The following is a 19,813-nucleotide window of genomic DNA, read 5'->3' on the forward strand; positions in this document are numbered from 1 at the left end:
GAGAATTCCATGGCTCGTTTTTTCATTGATCGACCCATTTTCGCGTGGGTGATCGCGATCATCATCATGCTGGCCGGTGCGCTGGCGGTGGTGAAGCTGCCCGTGTCGATGTACCCCGAAGTGGCCCCGCCGGCCGTTGAGATCAGCGCCACCTATCCGGGTGCGTCGGCCAAGGTGGTGGAAGACTCGGTGACCCAGATCATCGAGCAGAACATGAAGGGCATCGATGGCCTGATCTACTTCTCGTCCAACAGCTCGGCCAACGGCATGGCCACCATCACCCTCACCTTCGAGGCCGGTACCAACCCGGACATCGCCCAGGTGCAGGTGCAGAACAAGCTGCAGCTGGCCATGCCGCTGCTGCCGCAGGAAGTCCAGCGGCAGGGCATCAATGTGGCCAAGTCGAGCAGCGGCTTCCTGCAGGTGATCGGCTTCGTGTCCAACGACGGCAGCATGGACGCCAACGACATCGCCGACTACGTGGGCTCCAACATCGTCGACACGCTCAGCCGCGTGCCGGGCGTGGGCAACATCCAGGTGTTCGGCGGCAAGTACGCCATGCGCATCTGGCTGGACCCGAACAAGCTGCACACCTACAAGCTGTCGGTGGATGAAGTCACCGCCGCGATCACCGCACAGAACGCCCAGGTCGCCATCGGCCAGCTCGGCGGTGCGCCGTCGGTGAAGGGCCAGCAGCTCAACGCCACCATCAACGCACAGGACCGCCTGCAGACCCCGGAACAGTTCCGCAACATCCTGGTTCGTGGTGGCACCGACGGCAGCGAGCTGCGCCTGGGCGACGTGGCCCGGGTCGAGCTGGGCGCGGAAAGCTACGACTTCGTCACCCGTTACAACGGCAAGCCGTCGACCGGTATCGCGATCACCCTGGCCACCGGCGCGAACGCGCTGGATACCGCCAATGGCGTGCGCGCGGCACTGGAAGACATGAAGGCGAACTTCCCGGCCGGGCTGGAAACCGTGGTGCCGTATGACACCACGCCGTTCGTGCAGGTCTCTATCAAGGGCGTGATCAAGACCCTGATTGAAGCCATCGTGCTGGTGTTCGTGGTGATGTATCTGTTCCTGCAGAACTTCCGCGCCACCCTGATTCCGACCATCGCGGTGCCGGTGGTGTTGCTGGGCACGTTCGGTGTGCTGGCCGCACTGGGCTTCTCGATCAACATGCTGACCATGTTCGCGATGGTGCTGGCAATCGGTCTGCTGGTCGACGATGCCATTGTGGTGGTGGAGAACGTCGAGCGCATCATGTCCGAAGAGGGCCTGTCGCCGCTGGAAGCCACCCGCAAGTCGATGAGCCAGATCACCGGCGCGCTGGTCGGCATCGGCCTGGTGCTGTCGGCGGTGTTCGTGCCGATGGCCTTCATGACCGGCTCCACCGGCGTCATCTACCGACAGTTCTCGGCCACCATTGTGTCGGCCATGGCGCTGTCGGTGCTGGTCGCCATCGTGCTGACCCCGGCGCTGTGCGCCACCATGCTCAAGCCGCTGAAGAAGGGCGAGCACCACACCGCGCACAAGGGCTGGTCCGGTCGTTTCTTCAACGGCTTCAACCGCGGCTTCGACCGTTCCAGTGAAACCTACCAGCGCGGCGTGAAGGGCATCATTGCGCGCCCGGGCCGCTTCATGGCCGTGTTCGCTGCGCTCGCGCTGGTGATGGGCGTGCTGTTCGCGCGTTTGCCCAGCTCGTTCCTGCCCAATGAAGACCAGGGCATCCTGATGGCGCTGGTGCAGACCCCGGTCGGTGCCACCCAGGAACGCACGCTGGAGGCCATGAGCAAGCTGGAAGATCACTTCCTGAAGAATGAAACCGAAGCCGTGGAGTCGATCTTCGCGGTGCAGGGCTTCAGCTTCGCTGGTATGGGGCAGAACGCCGGCATGGCTTTCGTCAAGCTCAAGGACTGGAAGGAGCGCGACGCCGACCAGGGCGTGGGCCCGATCACCGGCCGTGCCATGGCCGCACTGGGTGGGATCAAGGACGCCTTCATCTTCGCGTTCCCGCCGCCGGCGATGCCGGAGCTGGGCATCGGTTCGGGCTACACCTTCTTCCTGAAGGACAACAGCGGCCAGGGTCACGAGGCGTTGTTGAACGCGCGTAATCAGCTGCTCGGGGCCGCCGGCCAGAGCAAGCTGCTGGCCAACGTGCGCCCGAACGGCCAGGAAGACACCCCGCAGCTGCGCATCGACGTGGACGTGGAGAAGGCCAATGCACTGGGGCTGTCGATCAGCTCGATCAACAACACCCTGGCCACCGCGTGGGGCAGCAGCTACATCGATGACTTCATCGACCGTGGCCGGGTCAAGCGCGTGTACGTGCAGTCCGATGCCGATTTCCGCATGAACCCGGACGACTTCAACGTCTGGTCGGTGAAGAACACGGCCGGCGAGATGGTGCCGTTCAGTGCCTTCGCTTCCAAGCGCTGGGACTACGGTTCGCCCCGTCTGGAGCGCTACAACGGTGTGTCGGCGATGGAAATCCAGGGCGAACCCGCGTCGGGTGTCGCTTCTGGCGATGCGATGAACGAGATCGAGCGTATCGCCAAGGATCTGCCGCCGGGCTTCGAGATCGAGTGGACTGCACTCTCGTACCAGGAACGTCAGGCCGGTTCCCAGACGCCGCTGCTGTACACCTTGTCGCTGCTGATCGTGTTCCTGTGTCTGGCTGCGCTGTATGAAAGCTGGAGCGTGCCGACCTCGGTGCTGCTGGTGGCTCCGCTGGGCATTCTGGGCGCGGTGCTGGCCAATACCTTCCGTGGCATGGAGCGTGACATCTACTTCCAGGTGGCGATGCTGACCACGGTGGGCCTGACCAGCAAGAACGCGATCCTGATCGTGGAATTTGCCAAGGAAAATCTGGAGAAGGGCGTCGGCCTGATCGAAGCCACCATGCATGCGGTGCGCGACCGTCTGCGCCCGATCATCATGACCTCGCTGGCCTTCGGCCTGGGCGTGCTGCCGCTGGCGATTGCCTCGGGTGCGGGTTCCGGCGCACAGCGTGCGATTGGTACCGGCGTGCTGGGTGGCATGGTGGTGGGCACGCTGCTCGGTGTGTTCTTCATTCCGCTGTTCTTCGTAGTCGTGCAGAAGCTCTTCAACAAGAAGCTCCGCACGTAACCGGGTAGTGCCGGCCGCTGGCCGGCAACCTCGACAACGCCTGATCAACATTCCGGTGGTTGCCGGCCAGCGGCCGGCACTACCTCGGAGGTTCCATGAAGTCCCTTTCGCTTTCCTTCTCCATTGCGGCCGTGCTGGCGCTCTCCGGCTGCAGCATGCTCGAGCCGCGCAGCACCGAGGTCGCCCCGGCGATCCCGGCGCAGTGGCCGGCGACTGCATCCACCGCTCCGGCCGTCGAGGTCGATGCCATCGGCTGGCGCGACTACTTCGTCGACGCGCGCCTGCAGACCGTCATCGACCAGGCGCTGGACAACAACCGCGACCTGCGCGTTGCCGTGCTCAACGTTGAAAAGGCCCGCGCGCAGTACCGCATCCAGCGCGCCGACCGCGTGCCGGGCATCGCCGCGCAGGGTCAGATGACCCGTACCGGCGGCGACGCCCCGGTGGCCGAGCAGTTCACTGCCAACCTGGGCGTGGCCGAGTTCGAGCTGGACCTGTTCGGTCGCGTGCGCAACCTCAGCGAGGCGGCCCTGCAGCAGTACTTCGCTGAGGCCGCCAATCGCCGCAGCGCACAGCTGTCACTGGTGGCCGAAGTGGCCAATGCCTGGCTGACGCTCGGCGCGGACCGCGAACAGCTGCGCATCGCCCAGGACACCCTGGCCGCGCACCAGGATTCGCTGCGCCTGACCGAAGCACGCCATCAGCTGGGCGGTGCGTCGGCGCTGGAACTCAGCCAGACCCGTACGCTGGTGGAAACCGCGCGTACCGATGTGGCCCGTTACCAAGGGCAGGTGGCGCAGGACCGCAACGCGCTGACGCTTCTGGCAGGTGGGCCGGTCGATGACAGTGCCTTGCCCGACGGCGCGGTGCTCGACGTTGCCGCCGTACGCGCCATTCCGGCCGGTGTGCCCGGCGAAGTGCTGCTGCGCCGCCCCGACGTGATGTCGGCCGAGCATCTGCTGCTGGCGGCCAACGCCAACATAGGCGCGGCGCGCGCGGCGTTCTTCCCTTCCATCCGCCTGACCGGGAGCATCGGGTCGGCGTCGGACGAGTTGTCCGGCTTGTTCGACAGCGGCACCCGGGTATGGAGCTTCATGCCGCAGATCAGCATTCCGATCTTCCAGGGCGGCAAGCTGCGCGCCGGACTGGGCGTGGCCAATGCCAACCGCGATATCGCGCTGGCCCAGTACGAAAAGGCGATCCAGTCCGGCTTCCGCGAGGCCGCCGATGCATTGGCGCTCAATGACAGTCTGGATGACCAGCTGGAGGCGCAGCAGGCCCTGGTGGCGGCGGCCGAGCAGGCACAGACCCTGTCGCAGGCGCGCTATGACGCGGGGTTGGACAGCTTCCTCACCCTGCTGGATGCGCGCAGAACCGCTTACAGCGCGCGCCAGTCGCTGGTGACGACGCAACTGGCCCAGCAGTCCAACCAGGTGTCGCTGTACAAGGTGCTGGGCGGTGGCTGGCATGAGCGAGGGGTGTAGTGACACGCCATGCGTGTCCTCGCTCGACCTGGCACCGCGATGACACGCATGGCGTGTCACTACCGGTGTCAGGTCCGTTTCTTCTCCAGCATGCTGCGCGCCGCCTGCGCCATCTGCTCGTACTCGCGGCGGATCTGCTCCAGCCGGTCCTCATCCAGCTCTTCCAGATCCAGCAGCTCATTGTTGGCCTCGGCCACCGCGCGGATCAGCTCGTCCAGCTTGATCTGCACGGCGGCGGCATCCGCGTTCTGGGTGTGCTGGATCAGGAAGACCATCAGGAAGGTGATGATGGTGGTGCCGGTATTGATCACCAGCTGCCAGGTATCGTTGAACCCGAACACCGGCCCGGTCAAACCCCAGATCACCACGATGGCAACCGCTGCCAGAAACGTCCAAGGCCGCCCGGTTGCCCGCGCGGCCTTCTTGGCTACCGTGTTGAACAGATCACGCAGATTCATTGCTCGCACCACTGGCCAGAATGGCTGGCATCTTCAGCAGCGCGATGTGTAGAACCCGTGCAGCTGCGCTCAGGCGCTGGCGGCAATCAATCGCGGACGCTCGGCGCGATCACTACGGCTGCTCATGTACAGGTGATCCCAGACCTGGTCCACGAAGGCGCTCGCCTCAGCCTCGGTAAGACGCGGCATGATCTGCAGCGCGTAGAACGTCTGGAAGGCCTCCAAACGCTCACTGTCGCTGTGCCGGGGGTGCGAGATCAGCGAGTCGCAGGCGAATTTGATCCACGTGATGTACTGGCCGAACGATTTTTCGCCCATGAGACCGTCGGCATGTCGCTGCCGCCAGTAGTTCACTTCGGCATCCACATTGATCACGGCAGGAACGGAAAACTGTACTGAGGGCATGGTCGCGTCGATTCGGCAAAGGGAGAGGGGCGCGTGCCAAGCATGCGTAACGACCAGTGCATGCAACGTAACGGCGATGTGCAGCGCGCGTGGCGACATCGCGTTGACGCTGTCTGCACACGGCCGTGCGTGTGCAGTTTCCTTCATTCCCAATGCGCTTCAGGTACTACGCGACTCTGAAGAATTCATGACTGCGCGCTTGCCGCTTACTCGCCGATGTCTTCGTCCCACACTTCCGGATGCGCGGAAATGAATCCGCCCAGCAGGTCGATGCATTCCTGGTTCTGCAGGTCGATCACCTGCACGCCGTTCTCACGCAGCCAGTCGATGCCGCCCTGGAAGGTGACGGATTCGCCCACCACCACCGTGCCGATGTTGAATTGACGCACCAGCCCGCTGCAGTACCAGCACGGAGCCAGCGTGGTGACCATGATGGTATTGCGGTAGCCACGCTGGCGGCCGGCCTTGCGGAAGGCGTCGGTTTCGCCGTGCACCGACGGGTCGCCTTCCTGGACGCGGCGGTTGTGGCCGCAGCCGAGCAGGCGGCCGTCGTTGTGGTACAGCGCCGCGCCGATCGGAATGCCGCCTTCGGCCAGGCCCTGGCGGGCTTCGGCGATGGCGGTCTGCAGCAGGGCGGCGTAGTCAGGGGTGGTGATCATGGCGGTTCCTGTCCAAAGTGACCGCCATGATAGGCGGCACCGCCCGGGTTGGCTGCCCCGGGTGCCGCGAATGCCCCGGCAGTGCGATAATCGGGCCATGAGCGAATCCCCCTACAAGACTGGCACCACCCATTTCGGCTTCCGCGACGTTGCCGCCAAGGACAAGCAGAAGCTGGTGGGCGAAGTGTTCACCTCGGTCGCGCGCAACTACGACCTGATGAACGACCTGATGAGCATGGGCATCCACCGGGCGTGGAAGCGCTACTACGTGGCCACCGCGCACGTGAAGCCCGGCGACCGCGTGCTCGACCTGGCCGGCGGCACCGGCGATATCGCCGCGCTGATCAAGGAGCGGGTAGGGGATGAGGGCGAGGTGGTGCTGGGCGACATCAACGCCGGCATGCTCTCGGTGGGCCGCGACCGGCTGACCAACCGCGGCCTGGTGTCGGGCCTGCAGTACGTGCAGTGCAACGCCGAGGCGCTGCCGTTCCCGGACAACAGCTTCGACCTGGTCACCATTGCCTTCGGCCTGCGCAACGTCACCGACAAGGACGCTGGCCTGCGCGAGATGTACCGCGTACTGAAGGTGGGCGGCCAGGCCCGCGTGCTGGAGTTCTCGGAAGTCACCGCTGACTGGTTCAAGCCGATCTACGACTTCCACTCGTTCAAGATCCTGCCCAAGCTGGGCCAGCTGTTCGCGCGCGACGCCGACAGCTACCAGTACCTGGCCGAGAGCATCCGCAAGCACCCGCCGCAGGAACAGCTCAAGACCATGATGGGCGAGGCCGGCTTTGCCCGCTGCCACTACAAGAACCTGACCGGCGGCATCGTCTCGATCCACTCCGGCTACAAGGTGTAACCACCGTAGAGCGGGGCTCTGCCCCGCTGCGGTTGATGCGGTGCCGGGCAAGCCCGGCACTACGGTGCATTCCGCAATTGTCGTAGAGCGGGGCTTGCCCCGCTGCATTGACAGCAGGGCTTATCTCCGTATTCAGCATGCGACAGGGGTAAACTGGCGGTTTCACCCAGACCGGTCCCGATTCATGCGATCCCCGTTCCTGTTGATTCCCCTGGCCGTTGCGCTGGCTTCCGGCTGCTCGAAAGAGCCGGCCGCGCCCACTGCCGCGCCCGCCGCCCAACCTGCCGCCGCCAACGCCGTGAAAGCTGAAAACCGCAACCATGACGAAAGCTCGTACGCCCAGCCGGACAAGGTCGTCATCAAGGACCTGGCGCTGGATCTGAAGCTGGACTTCGACACCAAGCAGATCGGTGGCACCGCCACCTATACGCTGGACTGGAAGGACAAGGCCGCCAAGCAGCTGGTGCTGGACACCCGCGAGCTGACCATTGAGAAGGTCGAGGCCGTGGGTGCCGACGGCAAGACCGCGCCGTTGCAGTTCGCGCTGGCCGCCGCCGACAAGGTGTTCGGCAGCAAGCTGACCATCGAAACCCCGGAGCAGCCGGCCAAGGTCGCGATCACCTACCACACCGCCCCGACCGCCTCGGGTCTGCAGTGGCTGGAGCCGTCGATGACCGAAGGCAAGCAGCTGCCCTTCATGTTCAGCCAATCGCAGGCCATCCACGCCCGCTCCTGGGTGCCGCTGCAGGACACGCCGAGCGTGCGCTTCACCTACAGCGCGCACGTGACCTCGCGTCCGGACGTGATGGTGCTGATGAGCGCCGACAACGACCCCAAGGCCGCACGTGACGGTGACTACACCTTCAAGATGCCGCAGCCGATTCCGTCGTACCTGCTGGCCATCGCCGCGGGCGACCTGGTGTTCGAGCCGATCTCCGGCCGCTCCGGCGTGTGGGCCGAACCGACCATGGTCGGCAAGGCTGCGAAGGAATTCGAAGACACCGAGAAGATGATCGGTGCGGCTGAAAAGCTGTACGGCGAATACCGCTGGGGTCGCTACGACATGCTGGTGTTGCCGCCGTCGTTCCCGTTCGGCGGCATGGAAAACCCGCGCCTGACCTTCGCCACCCCGACCGTGATCGTCGGCGACAAGTCGCTGGTCTCGCTGGTGGCCCACGAACTGGCGCACAGCTGGTCGGGCAACCTGGTGACCAACTCCAGCTGGAAGGACATCTGGCTCAACGAAGGCTTCACCACCTACGTGCAGGGCCGCATCACCGAGGCGCTGTACGGCCAGGAAATGGCCGAGATGGAGCGCGAGATCGACCAGAACGACCTGCTGGCCGAGGTCAAGGACATGAGCCCGGCCGACCAGGCCCTGGCCCTGCCGCCGCTGACCGAGCGTGACCCGGACGAGGCGCTGAGCAACGTCGCCTACGTCAAGGGCTCGTGGTTCCTGCAGTTCCTGGAGCAGCGCTTCGGCCGCGACGTGTTCGATCCGTTCCTGCGCAGCTGGTTCGATGACCATGCGTTCCAGAGCGCCAACACCGACCAGTTCGTCGAGTACCTGAAGAAGAACCTGCTGTCGAAGAAGCCCGGTGCGGTCACCGAGGCCGAGCTGAAGGCATGGCTGGACGAGCCGGGTATTCCGGCGTTCGCCACCAAGGCCCGTTCGCGCAACTTCACCATCGTCGACACCGCCCGCATCAGCTGGGAAGGCAGCAAGAAGCTGCCCAGCCCGCAGATCACCAGCGAATGGGGCACCCAGGAATGGGTCCACTTCATCGACGGTATGGGCAAGACCCTGCCGGTTGAGCAGCTGGCGGCGCTGGACCGTGCCTACCACTTCACCGGTACCCCCAACGGTGAGATCGCGATGCGCTGGTACCCGCTGGCCATCCGCAGCGGTTATGCCGAAGCCAATGAAGCTGCCGGTGCGTTCATCGAGCGAGTGGGCCGTCGCAAGCTGATCCTGCCGATCTACGCCGAACTGGTGAAGACCCCGGAAGGGCTGGCGTTTGCCAAGGCCGCGTTCGAGAAGGCCAAGCCGGGCTACCACCCGATCACCACCGCTTCGGTGCAGGACATGCTGGACAAGGCGTCGCCGGCTCCGGCAGCGGCTCCTGCGCCGGCACCGGCACCGTAACAACATCGGTAGCGCGCAAAGGAAGACGGCGGGGGAAACCCCGCCGTTTTTCGTTTCGGTACACTTCATCGACGCCTTGAAACCGGACCTGCCCATGAAAAAATTGATCCTCATCGCCGCCTGCGCACTGGCGCTGGCCGCCTGCACCGACCCGGAAAAGGAGCGCCAGGCCCAGGAAGCCGCGGCTGCCGCGGCCAAGGCCGCGAAGGAGGAGAAGGCGGAAGGCGTGGCCAAGCAGTACGACATGGCGGTCGCGGCGCAGGACTGGGAAAAGGCCCGCATCCACGGTGGCTCACTGCTGGACATCTACAAGGACACCGACGTGGCCGCGCGCATCGAGCCGGGCTTCGCCGAGGTGAAGGCCAAGGCCGAGGCTGCGCGCGACCTGCGCCGCATGCAGGGCCTGTGGCAGTACAACACGGTGCCCGTGGGCACCAAGGGCAGCCAGATCTCCGCGTCGATCTACAGCAAGGAGCGGGTGGACGTGGACGGCAGCGGCCCCAAGCCGGTGCAGCTGGTGTTCCGCGACCACCCCGAATGGAAGCGCCACGCCTATCTGGTGCTGCAGGCCGGTGATTTCCGCTGCCCGCAGTGCACGGTCAAGGTCACCGTGGACGACGGCAAGCCGGTCAGCATGGCCGCCTGGCGGCCCAAGACCGACGAGGCCATCGCCATGTTCATCACCGACCAGAAGGCGCTGTGGAAGCTGGCCCGCAAGGGCAAGAACATCAGCATCGAATTCCCGGTCAAGGCCGGCGGCACCCGCACCGCCGTCTTCGAAACCGGCGGCGTAGACGCCAGCCGCATGCCCAATTGGTGGAATTGAGCGGGGAATCACCCGCGAATCAGGCGCCCCGTGGACACGCATGGCGTGTCCCTACACGACATTCCCCGTAGTGCCGGGCCATGCCCGGCAACCACGCACAACCTCGATCAACCGTTCAGCGCGTAACCGAACTGCTGCTTGAACTGCTCGTTGAATTCTTCGAACGTAAAACGCTGGTTCTGCGTACCCGGGTGCTCCACCTTCAGCGCGCCCATCAAATTGCCCATGCGGCCGATGGTCAGCCAGTCGTAGCCCTTCTCGATGCCGTAGATCAGGCCGGCGCGGAACGCGTCGCCACAGCCGGTCGGGTCGACCACGCGGCGTTCGTGCGCCGGCGGGATGTCGTAGGTCTTTTCCGGGGTGTGGATCACCGCGCCCTTCGGGCCACGGGTGGTGATGTAGGCCTTGACCCGGCTCACGATCTCTTTTTCGTCCCAGCCGGTGCGTTCCTGCAGCAGGTTCGACTCATAGTCGTTGACCACCACGTAGTCGGCCTGTTCGATGAAGGTGCGCAGCTCCGGACCGTTGAACAGCGGCATGGCCTGGCCCGGGTCGAAGATGAACGGCACGCCGCCCGCGGAAAACTCCTCGGCGTTCTGGATCATGCCTTCGCGGCCGTCCGGGCCCACCAGGCCCAGGGTCACGCCCGGCACGTCCTTCACGTGGTTCTCGTACGAACGCATCATCGCGCCCGGGTGGAACGCGGTGATCTGGTTGTTGTCGTGGTCGGTGGTGATGAACGCCTGCGGGGTGAACAGTTCGTCGATCACCTTGACCCGGCTCAGGTCGATGCCCAGGCCCTGGAAGTACTCGCGGTACGGGCCGAAGTCCGAACCCACCGTGCCCATCGGGATCGGCGTGCCGCCCAGCAGGTGCAGGTTGTAGGCAATGTTGCCGGCGCAGCCGCCGAACTCGCGGCGCATGCGCGGCACCAGGAACGACACGTTCAGGATGTGCACCTTGTCCGGCAGGATGTGATTCTTGAACTGGTCCGGGAACACCATGATGGTGTCGAAGGCAAGAGAACCACAGATCAAAGCGGACATCGAATAAGCCTATGCGAAAGGGGTCTGGGGGCCCGGCAGCCGGGCATCAAAACGGCGCCGTCCGGCACCCAATGGCGCAAAGGTTAACGGGTGAATGGCCTCAGGGCCAGAACCCCGCGTAACCCGGATCGGCTGAATGGCCGTGAAGACAAGCTTTCCAGCAGATTTCTCCTTGCTCGCGCACAGGCGGATTGCTAGGCTTGTCCACCTCGATTTCTGCCCATTTTTTCGCCATCCCGCGGCGGGCACGACACCCCTCAGGACTCCTTCCTCAGATGTTCAAGAAACTGCGTGGCATGTTCTCCAATGACCTGTCCATCGACCTGGGCACGGCCAACACCCTCATCTACGTGCGCGGGCAGGGGATCGTGCTGAACGAGCCGTCGGTCGTGGCCGTGCGCCAGGACCGCGCCATCGGCGGCACCCGCTCGGTCGCCGCGGTCGGTGCCGAGGCCAAGCAGATGCTGGGCCGTACCCCCGGCCACATCACCACCATCCGCCCGATGAAGGACGGCGTCATCGCCGATTTCACCTACACCGAGGCCATGCTCAAGCACTTCATCAAGAAGGTGCACAAGTCGCGCGTGCTGCGCCCGAGCCCGCGCGTACTGGTCTGCGTGCCGGCCGGTTCGACCCAGGTCGAGCGCCGCGCGATCAAGGAATCGGCTGAAGAGGCCGGTGCCCGCGACGTGTTCCTGATCGAAGAACCCATGGCCGCCGCCATCGGTGCCGGCATGCCGGTGACCGAAGCGCGCGGTTCGATGGTCATCGACATCGGCGGCGGCACCACCGAAGTGGCGGTGATCTCGCTGAACGGCATCGTCTATTCGGCCTCGGTCCGCATCGGCGGCGACCGCTTCGACGAATCGATCACCAACTACGTGCGCCGCAACCACGGCATGCTGATTGGTGAAGCCACGGCCGAGCGCATCAAGGTCGAGCTGGGCTGCGCCTACCCGCAGGCCGAGGTCATCGAGATGGAAATTTCCGGCCGCAACCTCGCCGAGGGCGTGCCGAAGATGATCAAGATCAACTCCAACGAGGTGCTGGAAGCCCTGCACGAGCCGCTGTCGGGCATCGTCAGCGCGGTGAAGCTGGCGCTGGAGCAGACCCCGCCGGAACTGTGTGCCGACGTCGCCGAGCGCGGCATCGTGCTCACCGGTGGCGGCGCGCTGCTGCGTGACCTGGACCGCCTGATCTCCGAGGAAACCGGCCTGCACGTGCAGGTGGCCGACGACCCGCTCACCTGCGTGGCACGTGGCGGTGGCCGCGCGCTGGAGCTGGTGGACATGCACGGCAATGAGTTCTTTGCGCCGGAATAAGCGGTTCCCACTGTGCCGCCTTATGCCGGACCTCCCGTAGCCTCCCGCCAGGGAGACGCCAGCAGCCCGTTGCGGTTGCTGGCCTACCTGGCCTTGGCCGTCATCTTGATCGTGCTGGACGACCAGGCCGGCTGGCTGGCGCGCGCGCGCGCGCAGGCCAACGTGCTGGTGCAGCCGGTGTGGGCGCTGGCGGGCCTGCCCGGCCGCCTCGGCACCCAGGTCAAGGACAACGCCGCCAGCCACGGCCAGCTGGTCGCCGAGAACCGCGAGCTGCGCAACCAGCTGCTGATCGCCAATGCCCGCCTGACCCGCCTGCAGACTGCCGCGCTGGACAACGCCCAGTTGCGCGAGTTGCTCAACGTGGCCGAGCGCAGTGGCCTGGACGTGCAGCTGGCTCCGATCCTGGATATCGACCTGGACCCGGTGAAGCAGCGCCTGGTGCTGGCCGCCGGCAGCCGCGACGGCGTGCACATGGGCCAGGCCGTGATCGATGCCGGCGGGCTGATGGGGCAGGTGATCGCCACCACCGGCAGTACCGCCACCGTGCTGCTGCTGACCGACCCGGACCATGCCGTGCCGGTGACCGTGGCCCGCAACGGCGTGCGCCTGATCGTGTACGGGCGGGGCGACAGCCTGGAGCTGCGCGACATTCCGCTCAGTGCCGGGGTCGAAGTAGGCGATGAGATCGTCACCTCGGGCCTTGGCGGCCGCTTCCCGGCCGGCTTCCCGGTCGGCAGGATCACCGCCCTGCGCCCCGACGACACCCACGCCTTCCTGGTCGGCTCGCTGGAACCGGCGGCCAAGCTCGACCGCGGCCGCGACGTGTTGTTGCTCAGGCCCGGCGCGGCGATTCGAATCCCGCCGAACCTCCGCCTCCCCGCCGACGCGCCAGGCGGCCCCGCCGAACCGCCGATTGCGCCTGCGGCTCAATCGGCCCGCGCATCCCACCTTAACCCCCCGCCTTCGGCGCGCCCCCTTGAACAACAAGGGGGCTCTCCTCCAGAAGTGTCACCGGTAGCGCCGGCCGTTGGCCGGCCTGCACAGACGCCGCCACAACCGCAAACCACGCCGCCGCAGGAACCCACCCGATGAGCCGCCTGCGCGACAAAGGCTGGGTTCTGCCGGTCAGCATCATCCTGGCCCTGCTGCTGGGCCTGTTGCCGCTGCCTGAACTGCTGCAGCCGCTGCGCCCCTACTGGCTGGCGCTGGTGCTGGCCTACTGGGTGATCGAAGCCCCCGAACGCGTCGGCCTGGGCGTGGCCTTCAGCTGCGGCGTCATCGCCGACCTGCTGTACGGCGGGGTGCTGGGCGAGCAGGCACTGCGGCTGGTCATGCTGACCTTCATCCTGCAGCGGTTCCGCGCGCGCATCCGGTTCTTCCCGATGTCGCAGCAGATGCTCGCCATTGGCGGTCTGCTGTTCAACGACCGCATCGTCAGCGCGGTGGTTCACATCGCGGTGGGCGAACCGACCCTGCCGTGGTCGTACTGGTGGGCACCGCTGCTGGGCATGGCGCTGTGGCCGCCGGCGTTCGTGCTGCTTGACGCCGTGCGCTTCGGGCGTCGCGGGCGCTGACATGTACATGCGCCGTCCGGCCAAGAACCCCCACGCCGAAGCTGAGCAGTTCCGGCGCCGCGCCGCGCTGGGCTTCCTCGGCGTGCTGGTCTGCCTGATCGGCCTGGGCGGCTGGTACTTCAAGCTGCAGGTGCTTGACCACGACGTCTACGCCACGCGCTCGGAAGCCAACCGCATCAAGCCGCGCCCGGTGGTGCCCGGACGCGGCATGATCTACGACCGCAACGGCCGCCTGCTGGCCGAGAACGTGCCCGCGTTCCGGCTCGACATCACCCCGGACAAGGTCAAGGACATGGACGCCACCCTGGCCGGGTTGGCAAAGATCCTGGATATCAGTCCGGAAGAGATCGAGACCTTCAACAAATCGCGCAAGGCACGCCGCAGCTTCCTGCCGGTCACCCTCAAGCTGCGCGTCAGCGACGAAGAGATGGCCCGCTTCGCGGTCGACCGCTGGCGCTACCCCGGGGTCGAGCTGGAGCCTTACCTGACCCGTCGCTACCCGTACGGCGACCTGTTCACCCACATCATCGGCTACGTCGGGCGGGTCGACGACAAAGACCTGGAAATGCTGGGCGAAGGCAACGCGGCGCTGACCCACATCGGCAAGTCCGGGCTGGAGCGCTATTACGAGCAGGAGCTGCGCGGCAAGGTCGGCTACGAGCAGGTCGAAACCAATGTGCAGGGCCGCGCCATCCGCACCATCGGGCGCGTGGCCGCGCAGTCCGGCAGCGACCTGCGCCTGTCCATCGACGCCGACCTGCAGCGCGCCATGGTTGCCGCCTTTGGCGAATTCGAAGGCTCGGCGGTGGCGATGGATCCGCGCACCGGTGAGATCCTCGCCATGGTCAGTTTGCCTTCGTATGACCCCAACCTGTTCGTCAACGGCATCTCGCACACCGACTTCAAGGCGTTGAACGAAAACCCGTCGCGGCCGCAGTTCAACCGCCTGGTGCTGGGCGGCGTGGCTCCTGGTTCCACCATCAAGCCGCTGATCGGCCTGGCCGGCCTCGACAGCGGCGTGCGCAGGCCCGAGGACAAGGTGCTGTCCACCGGCATGTTCTACCTGCCCGGTACCTCGCGTGGCTGGGGTGACGCCAACCGTGGCGGACATGGCTGGACCGACCTGCGCAAGTCGATCACCCAGTCGGTCAACACGTATTACTACAAGCTTGCCCTGGACATGGGCATCGAAAAGTTCGATCACTACATGGGCTACTACGGTTTCGGCGAGCCGACCGGCATCGACCTGACCGGCGAGATCGGCGGCATCCTGCCGTCGCCGCAGAACAAGGCGAAGTCGCGCAAGGAGCGGTGGTACCCGGGCGACACGGTGAACGTCAGCATCGGCCAGGGCGACTGGAAAGTGACCCCGCTGCAACTGGTGCACGGCGTGGGTGGCATTGCCGATGGCCAGCTGCGCACGCCGCACCTGGTGATGCAGTCGCGCGAGGGCTTCGATGCCGACTGGGTGCCCATGCCCGCCGGCAAAAGCAAGCCGATCAGCCCCACGCCCAGCAATCTGCAGGCCGTGCGCGAAGGCATGATGGGCACCATGCAGCCGGGTGGCAGTGGCGCGCGCGCCGCCGCTGGCGCGCCGTACACCATTGCCGGCAAGACCGGTACCGCGCAGGTGATCAGCCGCCGAGGCACTGCCGCGGTGAACCCCAAGAGCCTGCCCATGCACCTGCGCCACCGCTCCCTGTTCGTCGGCTTTGCACCGGCCGAGAATCCGGTGATTGCGGTGGCCATCGCGGTGGAAGGCGGTGGTTATGGTGGCTCGGCAGCGGCCCCGATCGCGCGCAAACTGTTCGACGCGTGGCTGCTGGGCAAGATGCCCGACGGCATGGAGCCGCTGGACAGCGAGCGCGGTACCACGGCCATCGGCCTGACCGCGTTTGATGGCGGCGACACCGCCGCGCGCGAGGCCGGTGATGTGGCAGCGCTGGCCCTGGAGGTTCTGCCGGTGATGGTCGGAACCCAGTTGCCGGCGGCACCGCCTGCGCCTGTGCCGGGCGCACCGTCGCCGGCCACTGCCCCTGCGACCCCGTCCGCACCCGCACCGGAGCGCAGCCGATGAAAGTATTCCTGCGCTGGGCGACCGACATGGTCGTGCGCTTCGTCAGCACCCTCGACTGGGTGCTGTGCCTGGCCTTGGGCAGCCTGATGGTGATTGGCCTGGCCGTGCTGAAGAGCGCGGGGGGCGACAGCCTGGTGTTCGCCCAGGGCGCGCGTTTTGCGGTCGGCCTCGGCGCGATGTGGGCGATCTCGCGGATATCGATCCTGCGCATCCGCTCGGCCACGCCGCTGATCTATGCCATTTCCATGATCCCGCTGCTGGCCGTGTTCGTGCTCGGCACCGGCAAGTACGGGCGGCAGTGGCTGGACCTGAAGCTGTTCTATCTGCAGCCGGCCGAGCTGCTCAAGGTCAGCCTGCCGATGATGGTGGCCTGGTACCTGCACCGCATGCCGTTGCCGCCGCGCTTCAACACCGTGCTGGTCAGCGCGGTGATCATCGGTGTGCCCACCGGCCTGGTGATGCTGCAGCCGGACTTTGGTACCGGCGTGCTGATCGCCGCCAGCGGTGCCTTCGTGCTGCTGCTGGCCGGCCTGCCGTGGTGGTGGGTCGGCGTGGCGGTTGGCGGCGTGGCCGCTGCGGCACCGGTGGCCTGGATCTGGCTGCTGCGGCCCTATCAGAAGGATCGCATCATGATGTTCCTGGACCCGGAGAGCGACGCGCTCGGGGCTGGCTGGAACATCATCCAGAGCAAGATCGCGATCGGATCGGGCGGCCTTGATGGCAAAGGATGGGGGCAGGGATCGCAGTCGCACCTGAACTTCATTCCCGAACAGACCACCGACTTTGCGTTCTCCGTGCTCAGCGAGGAGTTTGGCTGGATCGGCGTCGCGGTGGTGCTGACCCTGTACCTGGTGGTGATCGGGCGCTGCCTGTGGATCGCCTCGCAGTCGCGTGATTCCTACTCCCGCCTGCTCGCCGGAGCCACCGGCCTGGCCTTCTTCGTCTATGTGCTGGTCAACGGCGGCATGATCTCCGGCCTGCTGCCGGTGGTGGGCGTGCCGATGCCGCTGATCAGCTACGGCGGCACCTCGGCGGTCTCGCTGCTGGCAGGGTTCGGCCTGGTCATGGCCGCACGCGCGCACCAGCCGGTCCACGGCGGCTACAGCTGAGCGAAATCCAGTGCTGGCGGCTTTCCGACAGTTACAAAGCCTCGCGTCAAATCACTGCCTTTAGGCGTCTGTGATTTAGTGTGATTTGCGCAAAATTAACATTCGGCCCCGTTTGGACGCCTCCAAACCGTCGCTTTTGGTGCATGTCGCGTCAACAAAGTGGCAATAAAGTGCGATGCAGTGCACAAAAATGAATTCGCTTGATCCGGATCAATGGACATGTCGCAAATGGCACGCACAATGGCGGCCCGTTCAGCAGCCGCGCATCGAGCCAAGCGAAGCGCGAAGGGGAGCCGAACGGGATAGCAGTTGACTCAACCGATACAGGGGGTGAGACGTGCGCTGGGGAGTTGCACGTCGCACCGGTATCAACCGGGTCGGTACGCCGGTTACGTCCGTTGGGGATGGGGACGTAACCGGCGCACCTTATGCGCTTGCGCATAAGGTGCACCGGGTACGTCCACGCATGTTTCCTATCCCCCGCGCCTTCGGCGCGCCCCCCTTAACAAAGGGGGGCTCTCCACCAGACGGGATAAGGGTTGGCGAAATCGTAGAGCCGGGCTTGCCCGGCTGACGCGGAAATGATCTACACGAACATCGCCCGGCTGGCGGGGAATGATCGGATGCATTTCTACACGCTGGGTTCATGAATTGGCGGTTGTCTACGCAATTCGTTGGGATTCATGGTGTTAGGGGTTTTATTTCATCTTTGACCTGCTAACCTGCGGCGATGATTCGACGCACTCTGGCCTGCATGCTTACGCTCGGTTTGGTTGCCTGCGCGACCCAACCGTCTTCTCCGCCACCGCCGCCGCAGGCGTCGGGTGCTCCCAACAAGCCGGGGGTGGGGCATAAAGGGCCGGCCGAGGCCGCTCCGGAAGCGGCGGCCGCTACCGCGCCGCCGGTGGATCTGACCCCGGTTCCATTTGAGGTAGCCCGCGCCAACTTCGTTCGCGATACCGCGGCCCGCTACAACATTCCCGCTGCGCAGATCGAAGCCACGCTGGCACAGGCACAGGTGCGCCAGCCCATCATCAACGCGATGTCGCGCCCGGCCGAGCGGGTCAAGCCGTGGAACGAATACCGGCCGATGTTCATCAGCCAGGCGCGCATCGACGGCGGAAAGAAATTCCTCGCCCAGCACCGTGACGAGCTGATGCGCGTGCAGGAACGCACCGGCGTGCCGGCCGAAGTGATCGTGGCCATCATCGGCGTGGAAACCAGCTACGGGGCCAACACCGGCAGCTACCGCGTGCTCGACGCGCTGTACACGCTGGCTTTCAACTACCCGCGCAGCGGCGACCCGGCCAAGCTGGAACGCGAAGTGCGCCGCGAACTGTATTTCCGCGATGAACTGTCGCGCCTGTTCGCACTCACCCGCGACGAACAGCTGGACATCACCGCAATCAAGGGCAGCTATGCCGGCGCGATGGGCATGGGCCAGTTCATGCCGTCCAGCTACCAGGACTTCGCGGTGGACGGCAACGGCGATGGTCGCCGCGATCTGTTCAACAGCTACGACGACGTGTTCTCGTCGATCGCCAACTACTTCGTCAAGAAGGGCGGATGGGTGCGTGGCGGCCCGGTCGCGGTGCAGGCCACCCTGGCCCCAGGCCGTGAATCGTTCGACCCGACCGACTGGACCCCGACCTGGACACTGTCCGACCTGGCCCAGCGCGGTTACCAGCCCATCGGCAGCGTGCCGGCCGGTCTGACCGCCACCCCGGTCACGCTGGAAGCGAGCACTGGCAAACAGTACTGGCTGGGCTTCCAGAACTACTACGCGATTACCCGTTACAACCTTTCCAAGATGTACGCGATGGCGGTGTACCAGCTGTCACAGGCCATCGCCGGTCAGGAGCTGCCGCCGGCATGAATACCTTCGCGCAGAGCAGGGGACTGATGGTCGGGATGCTGGTGCTGGCACTGGCCGCATGCAGCAGCGCGCCGAAAAAGCCGGCCAGCGCCGGTGGCAGCGGCAAGAGCAGCGGCGCGCTGGTGCAGGGCAAGGGCAGCAGCAATCGGCCCAGCCATTGCCCGGAGGGCTCGCCCTACCAGGCGGCCACTGAAGATCCCAGCACGCGCGGCAACTATCGCGCCGGTGGCCTGTACAAGCCCGGCGTCAATGACAGCACCCCCACGTACGTGCCCGACGTGGCCTGCATTCCCGAACCGGATGTAGTCGATCTGCCGCGCTCGCCGGTGGGCAACAAGTCGCCCTACGTGGTGCTCGGCAAGCAGTACCAGGTGATGGACAAGACCAAGGGCTATGCCGAGAAGGGCACCGCCTCGTACTACGGGTCCAAGTTCCACGGCCGCCTCACCTCCAACCGCGAGGTGTACGACATGTACGCCTTCACCGCCGCGCATAAGACCCTGCCATTACCCAGCTTTGCCCGGGTCACCAACCTGGACAATGGCGAGTCGGTGGTGGTGCGGGTGAATGACCGCGGCCCATTCCACGACGGCCGGGTGATCGACCTCAGTTACGCCGCCGCAGTGCGCCTGGGCATCACCCAGCGCGGTACCGGCAACGTCGAAGTGCGCGCATTACAGCCCGGGGAAGAACCCTTGCTGGCAGCCAGGCCGTCGCGTCGCGAGCAACGTGCGGCGCAGGCCACCGCAGCCGCGGCACCTGCACCGGCCCGGCCCAGCGACATGGACCGGCTGGTGGGCGCGTTACCGGCGGCATCGCCGGCCACCGGCAATCGCCCCC

General features: G+C 65.7%; 16 protein-coding genes. 12 read left to right on the forward strand and 4 right to left on the reverse strand.

Annotated features, from left to right (window positions below; genetic code table 11):
- The first annotated feature begins 9 nt into the window (after nucleotides 1-9).
- Nucleotides 10-3,132, forward strand: coding sequence for a multidrug efflux RND transporter permease subunit SmeE (smeE, locus tag RT551_RS05225; protein ID WP_313456181.1), 3,123 nt, complete (start codon nucleotides 10-12; stop codon nucleotides 3,130-3,132).
- 95 nt (nucleotides 3,133-3,227) lie between these two features.
- A complete protein-coding gene (locus tag RT551_RS05230) occupies nucleotides 3,228-4,616 on the forward strand; it encodes an efflux transporter outer membrane subunit (RefSeq protein ID WP_313456182.1) in 1,389 nt (462 codons plus the stop codon).
- A gap of 68 nt (nucleotides 4,617-4,684) precedes the next feature.
- Here RT551_RS05230 and RT551_RS05235 read toward each other — a convergent pair whose 3' ends face one another.
- The 3 genes from RT551_RS05235 to RT551_RS05245 all read right to left on the reverse strand — a co-directional run bounded on the left by RT551_RS05235 (nucleotide 4,685) and on the right by RT551_RS05245 (nucleotide 6,138).
- The gene (locus RT551_RS05235; protein ID WP_313456184.1) at nucleotides 4,685-5,074 is read right to left on the reverse strand and encodes a low affinity iron permease family protein; all 390 of its coding nucleotides are present in this window, start codon (nucleotides 5,072-5,074) and stop codon (nucleotides 4,685-4,687) included.
- Nucleotides 5,075-5,143: 69 nt separating this feature from the next.
- Nucleotides 5,144-5,626, reverse strand: coding sequence for a hypothetical protein (locus tag RT551_RS05240; RefSeq protein WP_313456186.1), 483 nt, complete (start codon nucleotides 5,624-5,626; stop codon nucleotides 5,144-5,146).
- 59 nt (nucleotides 5,627-5,685) lie between these two features.
- Nucleotides 5,686-6,138 carry a nucleoside deaminase gene (locus tag RT551_RS05245; protein WP_313456187.1) on the reverse strand — a complete coding sequence of 151 codons (453 nt, stop codon included), beginning with the start codon at nucleotides 6,136-6,138 and terminating at the stop codon, nucleotides 5,686-5,688.
- Between the two features lie 97 nt (nucleotides 6,139-6,235).
- Between RT551_RS05245 and ubiE the strand changes: the two genes are divergently transcribed.
- From ubiE to RT551_RS05260, 3 genes are all read left to right on the forward strand, one after another.
- Nucleotides 6,236-6,997, forward strand: a complete 762-nt coding sequence (ubiE, locus tag RT551_RS05250; RefSeq protein ID WP_282298174.1) for a bifunctional demethylmenaquinone methyltransferase/2-methoxy-6-polyprenyl-1,4-benzoquinol methylase UbiE — start codon at nucleotides 6,236-6,238, stop codon at nucleotides 6,995-6,997.
- 184 nt (nucleotides 6,998-7,181) lie between these two features.
- Nucleotides 7,182-9,143, forward strand: a complete 1,962-nt coding sequence (locus RT551_RS05255) for a M1 family metallopeptidase (protein WP_313456188.1) — start codon at nucleotides 7,182-7,184, stop codon at nucleotides 9,141-9,143.
- 94 nt (nucleotides 9,144-9,237) lie between these two features.
- Complete coding sequence (locus RT551_RS05260; RefSeq protein ID WP_313456189.1) at nucleotides 9,238-9,969, forward strand: hypothetical protein; 732 nt, start codon at nucleotides 9,238-9,240, stop codon at nucleotides 9,967-9,969.
- 107 nt (nucleotides 9,970-10,076) lie between these two features.
- On the opposite strand, the gene RT551_RS05265 is transcribed toward RT551_RS05260, so the two are convergent.
- Nucleotides 10,077-11,015 (reverse strand): carbohydrate kinase family protein, encoded by a 939-nt coding sequence (locus tag RT551_RS05265; protein ID WP_313456190.1) that lies wholly within the window; start codon nucleotides 11,013-11,015, stop codon nucleotides 10,077-10,079.
- A 275-nt stretch (nucleotides 11,016-11,290) separates the two neighbouring features.
- Here RT551_RS05265 and RT551_RS05270 point away from each other — a divergent pair, with 275 nt between their 5' ends.
- The 7 genes from RT551_RS05270 to RT551_RS05300 all read left to right on the forward strand — a co-directional run.
- Nucleotides 11,291-12,337, forward strand: coding sequence for a rod shape-determining protein (locus RT551_RS05270; RefSeq protein WP_102947251.1), 1,047 nt, complete (start codon nucleotides 11,291-11,293; stop codon nucleotides 12,335-12,337).
- A gap of 12 nt (nucleotides 12,338-12,349) precedes the next feature.
- Entirely contained in the window at nucleotides 12,350-13,429 is a 1,080-nt protein-coding gene (gene mreC, locus RT551_RS05275; protein WP_313456191.1) for a rod shape-determining protein MreC, read from the forward strand.
- The gene (gene mreD / locus RT551_RS05280; protein ID WP_313456192.1) at nucleotides 13,426-13,911 is read left to right on the forward strand and encodes a rod shape-determining protein MreD; all 486 of its coding nucleotides are present in this window, start codon (nucleotides 13,426-13,428) and stop codon (nucleotides 13,909-13,911) included. The genes mreC and mreD overlap by 4 nt, the downstream gene beginning before the upstream one ends.
- Before the next feature lies 1 nt (nucleotide 13,912).
- The gene (gene mrdA, locus RT551_RS05285; RefSeq protein WP_313456193.1) at nucleotides 13,913-15,988 is read left to right on the forward strand and encodes a penicillin-binding protein 2; all 2,076 of its coding nucleotides are present in this window, start codon (nucleotides 13,913-13,915) and stop codon (nucleotides 15,986-15,988) included.
- On the forward strand, nucleotides 15,985-17,097 hold the full coding sequence (gene rodA, locus RT551_RS05290) for a rod shape-determining protein RodA (protein WP_313456194.1): 1,113 nt from the start codon (nucleotides 15,985-15,987) through the stop codon (nucleotides 17,095-17,097). Before mrdA ends, rodA begins: the two co-directional genes overlap by 4 nt.
- Nucleotides 17,098-17,827: 730 nt before the next feature.
- Nucleotides 17,828-18,973, forward strand: coding sequence for a lytic murein transglycosylase B (gene mltB / locus RT551_RS05295; protein ID WP_313456195.1), 1,146 nt, complete (start codon nucleotides 17,828-17,830; stop codon nucleotides 18,971-18,973).
- Nucleotides 18,970-19,813 (forward strand): septal ring lytic transglycosylase RlpA family protein (locus RT551_RS05300; RefSeq protein ID WP_313456196.1); only part of this gene is annotated, 844 nt, incomplete at its 3' end. The genes mltB and RT551_RS05300, both read left to right, overlap by 4 nt.

This window comes from Stenotrophomonas sp., from assembly GCF_032103445.1.
Classification (GTDB): domain Bacteria; phylum Pseudomonadota; class Gammaproteobacteria; order Xanthomonadales; family Xanthomonadaceae; genus Stenotrophomonas.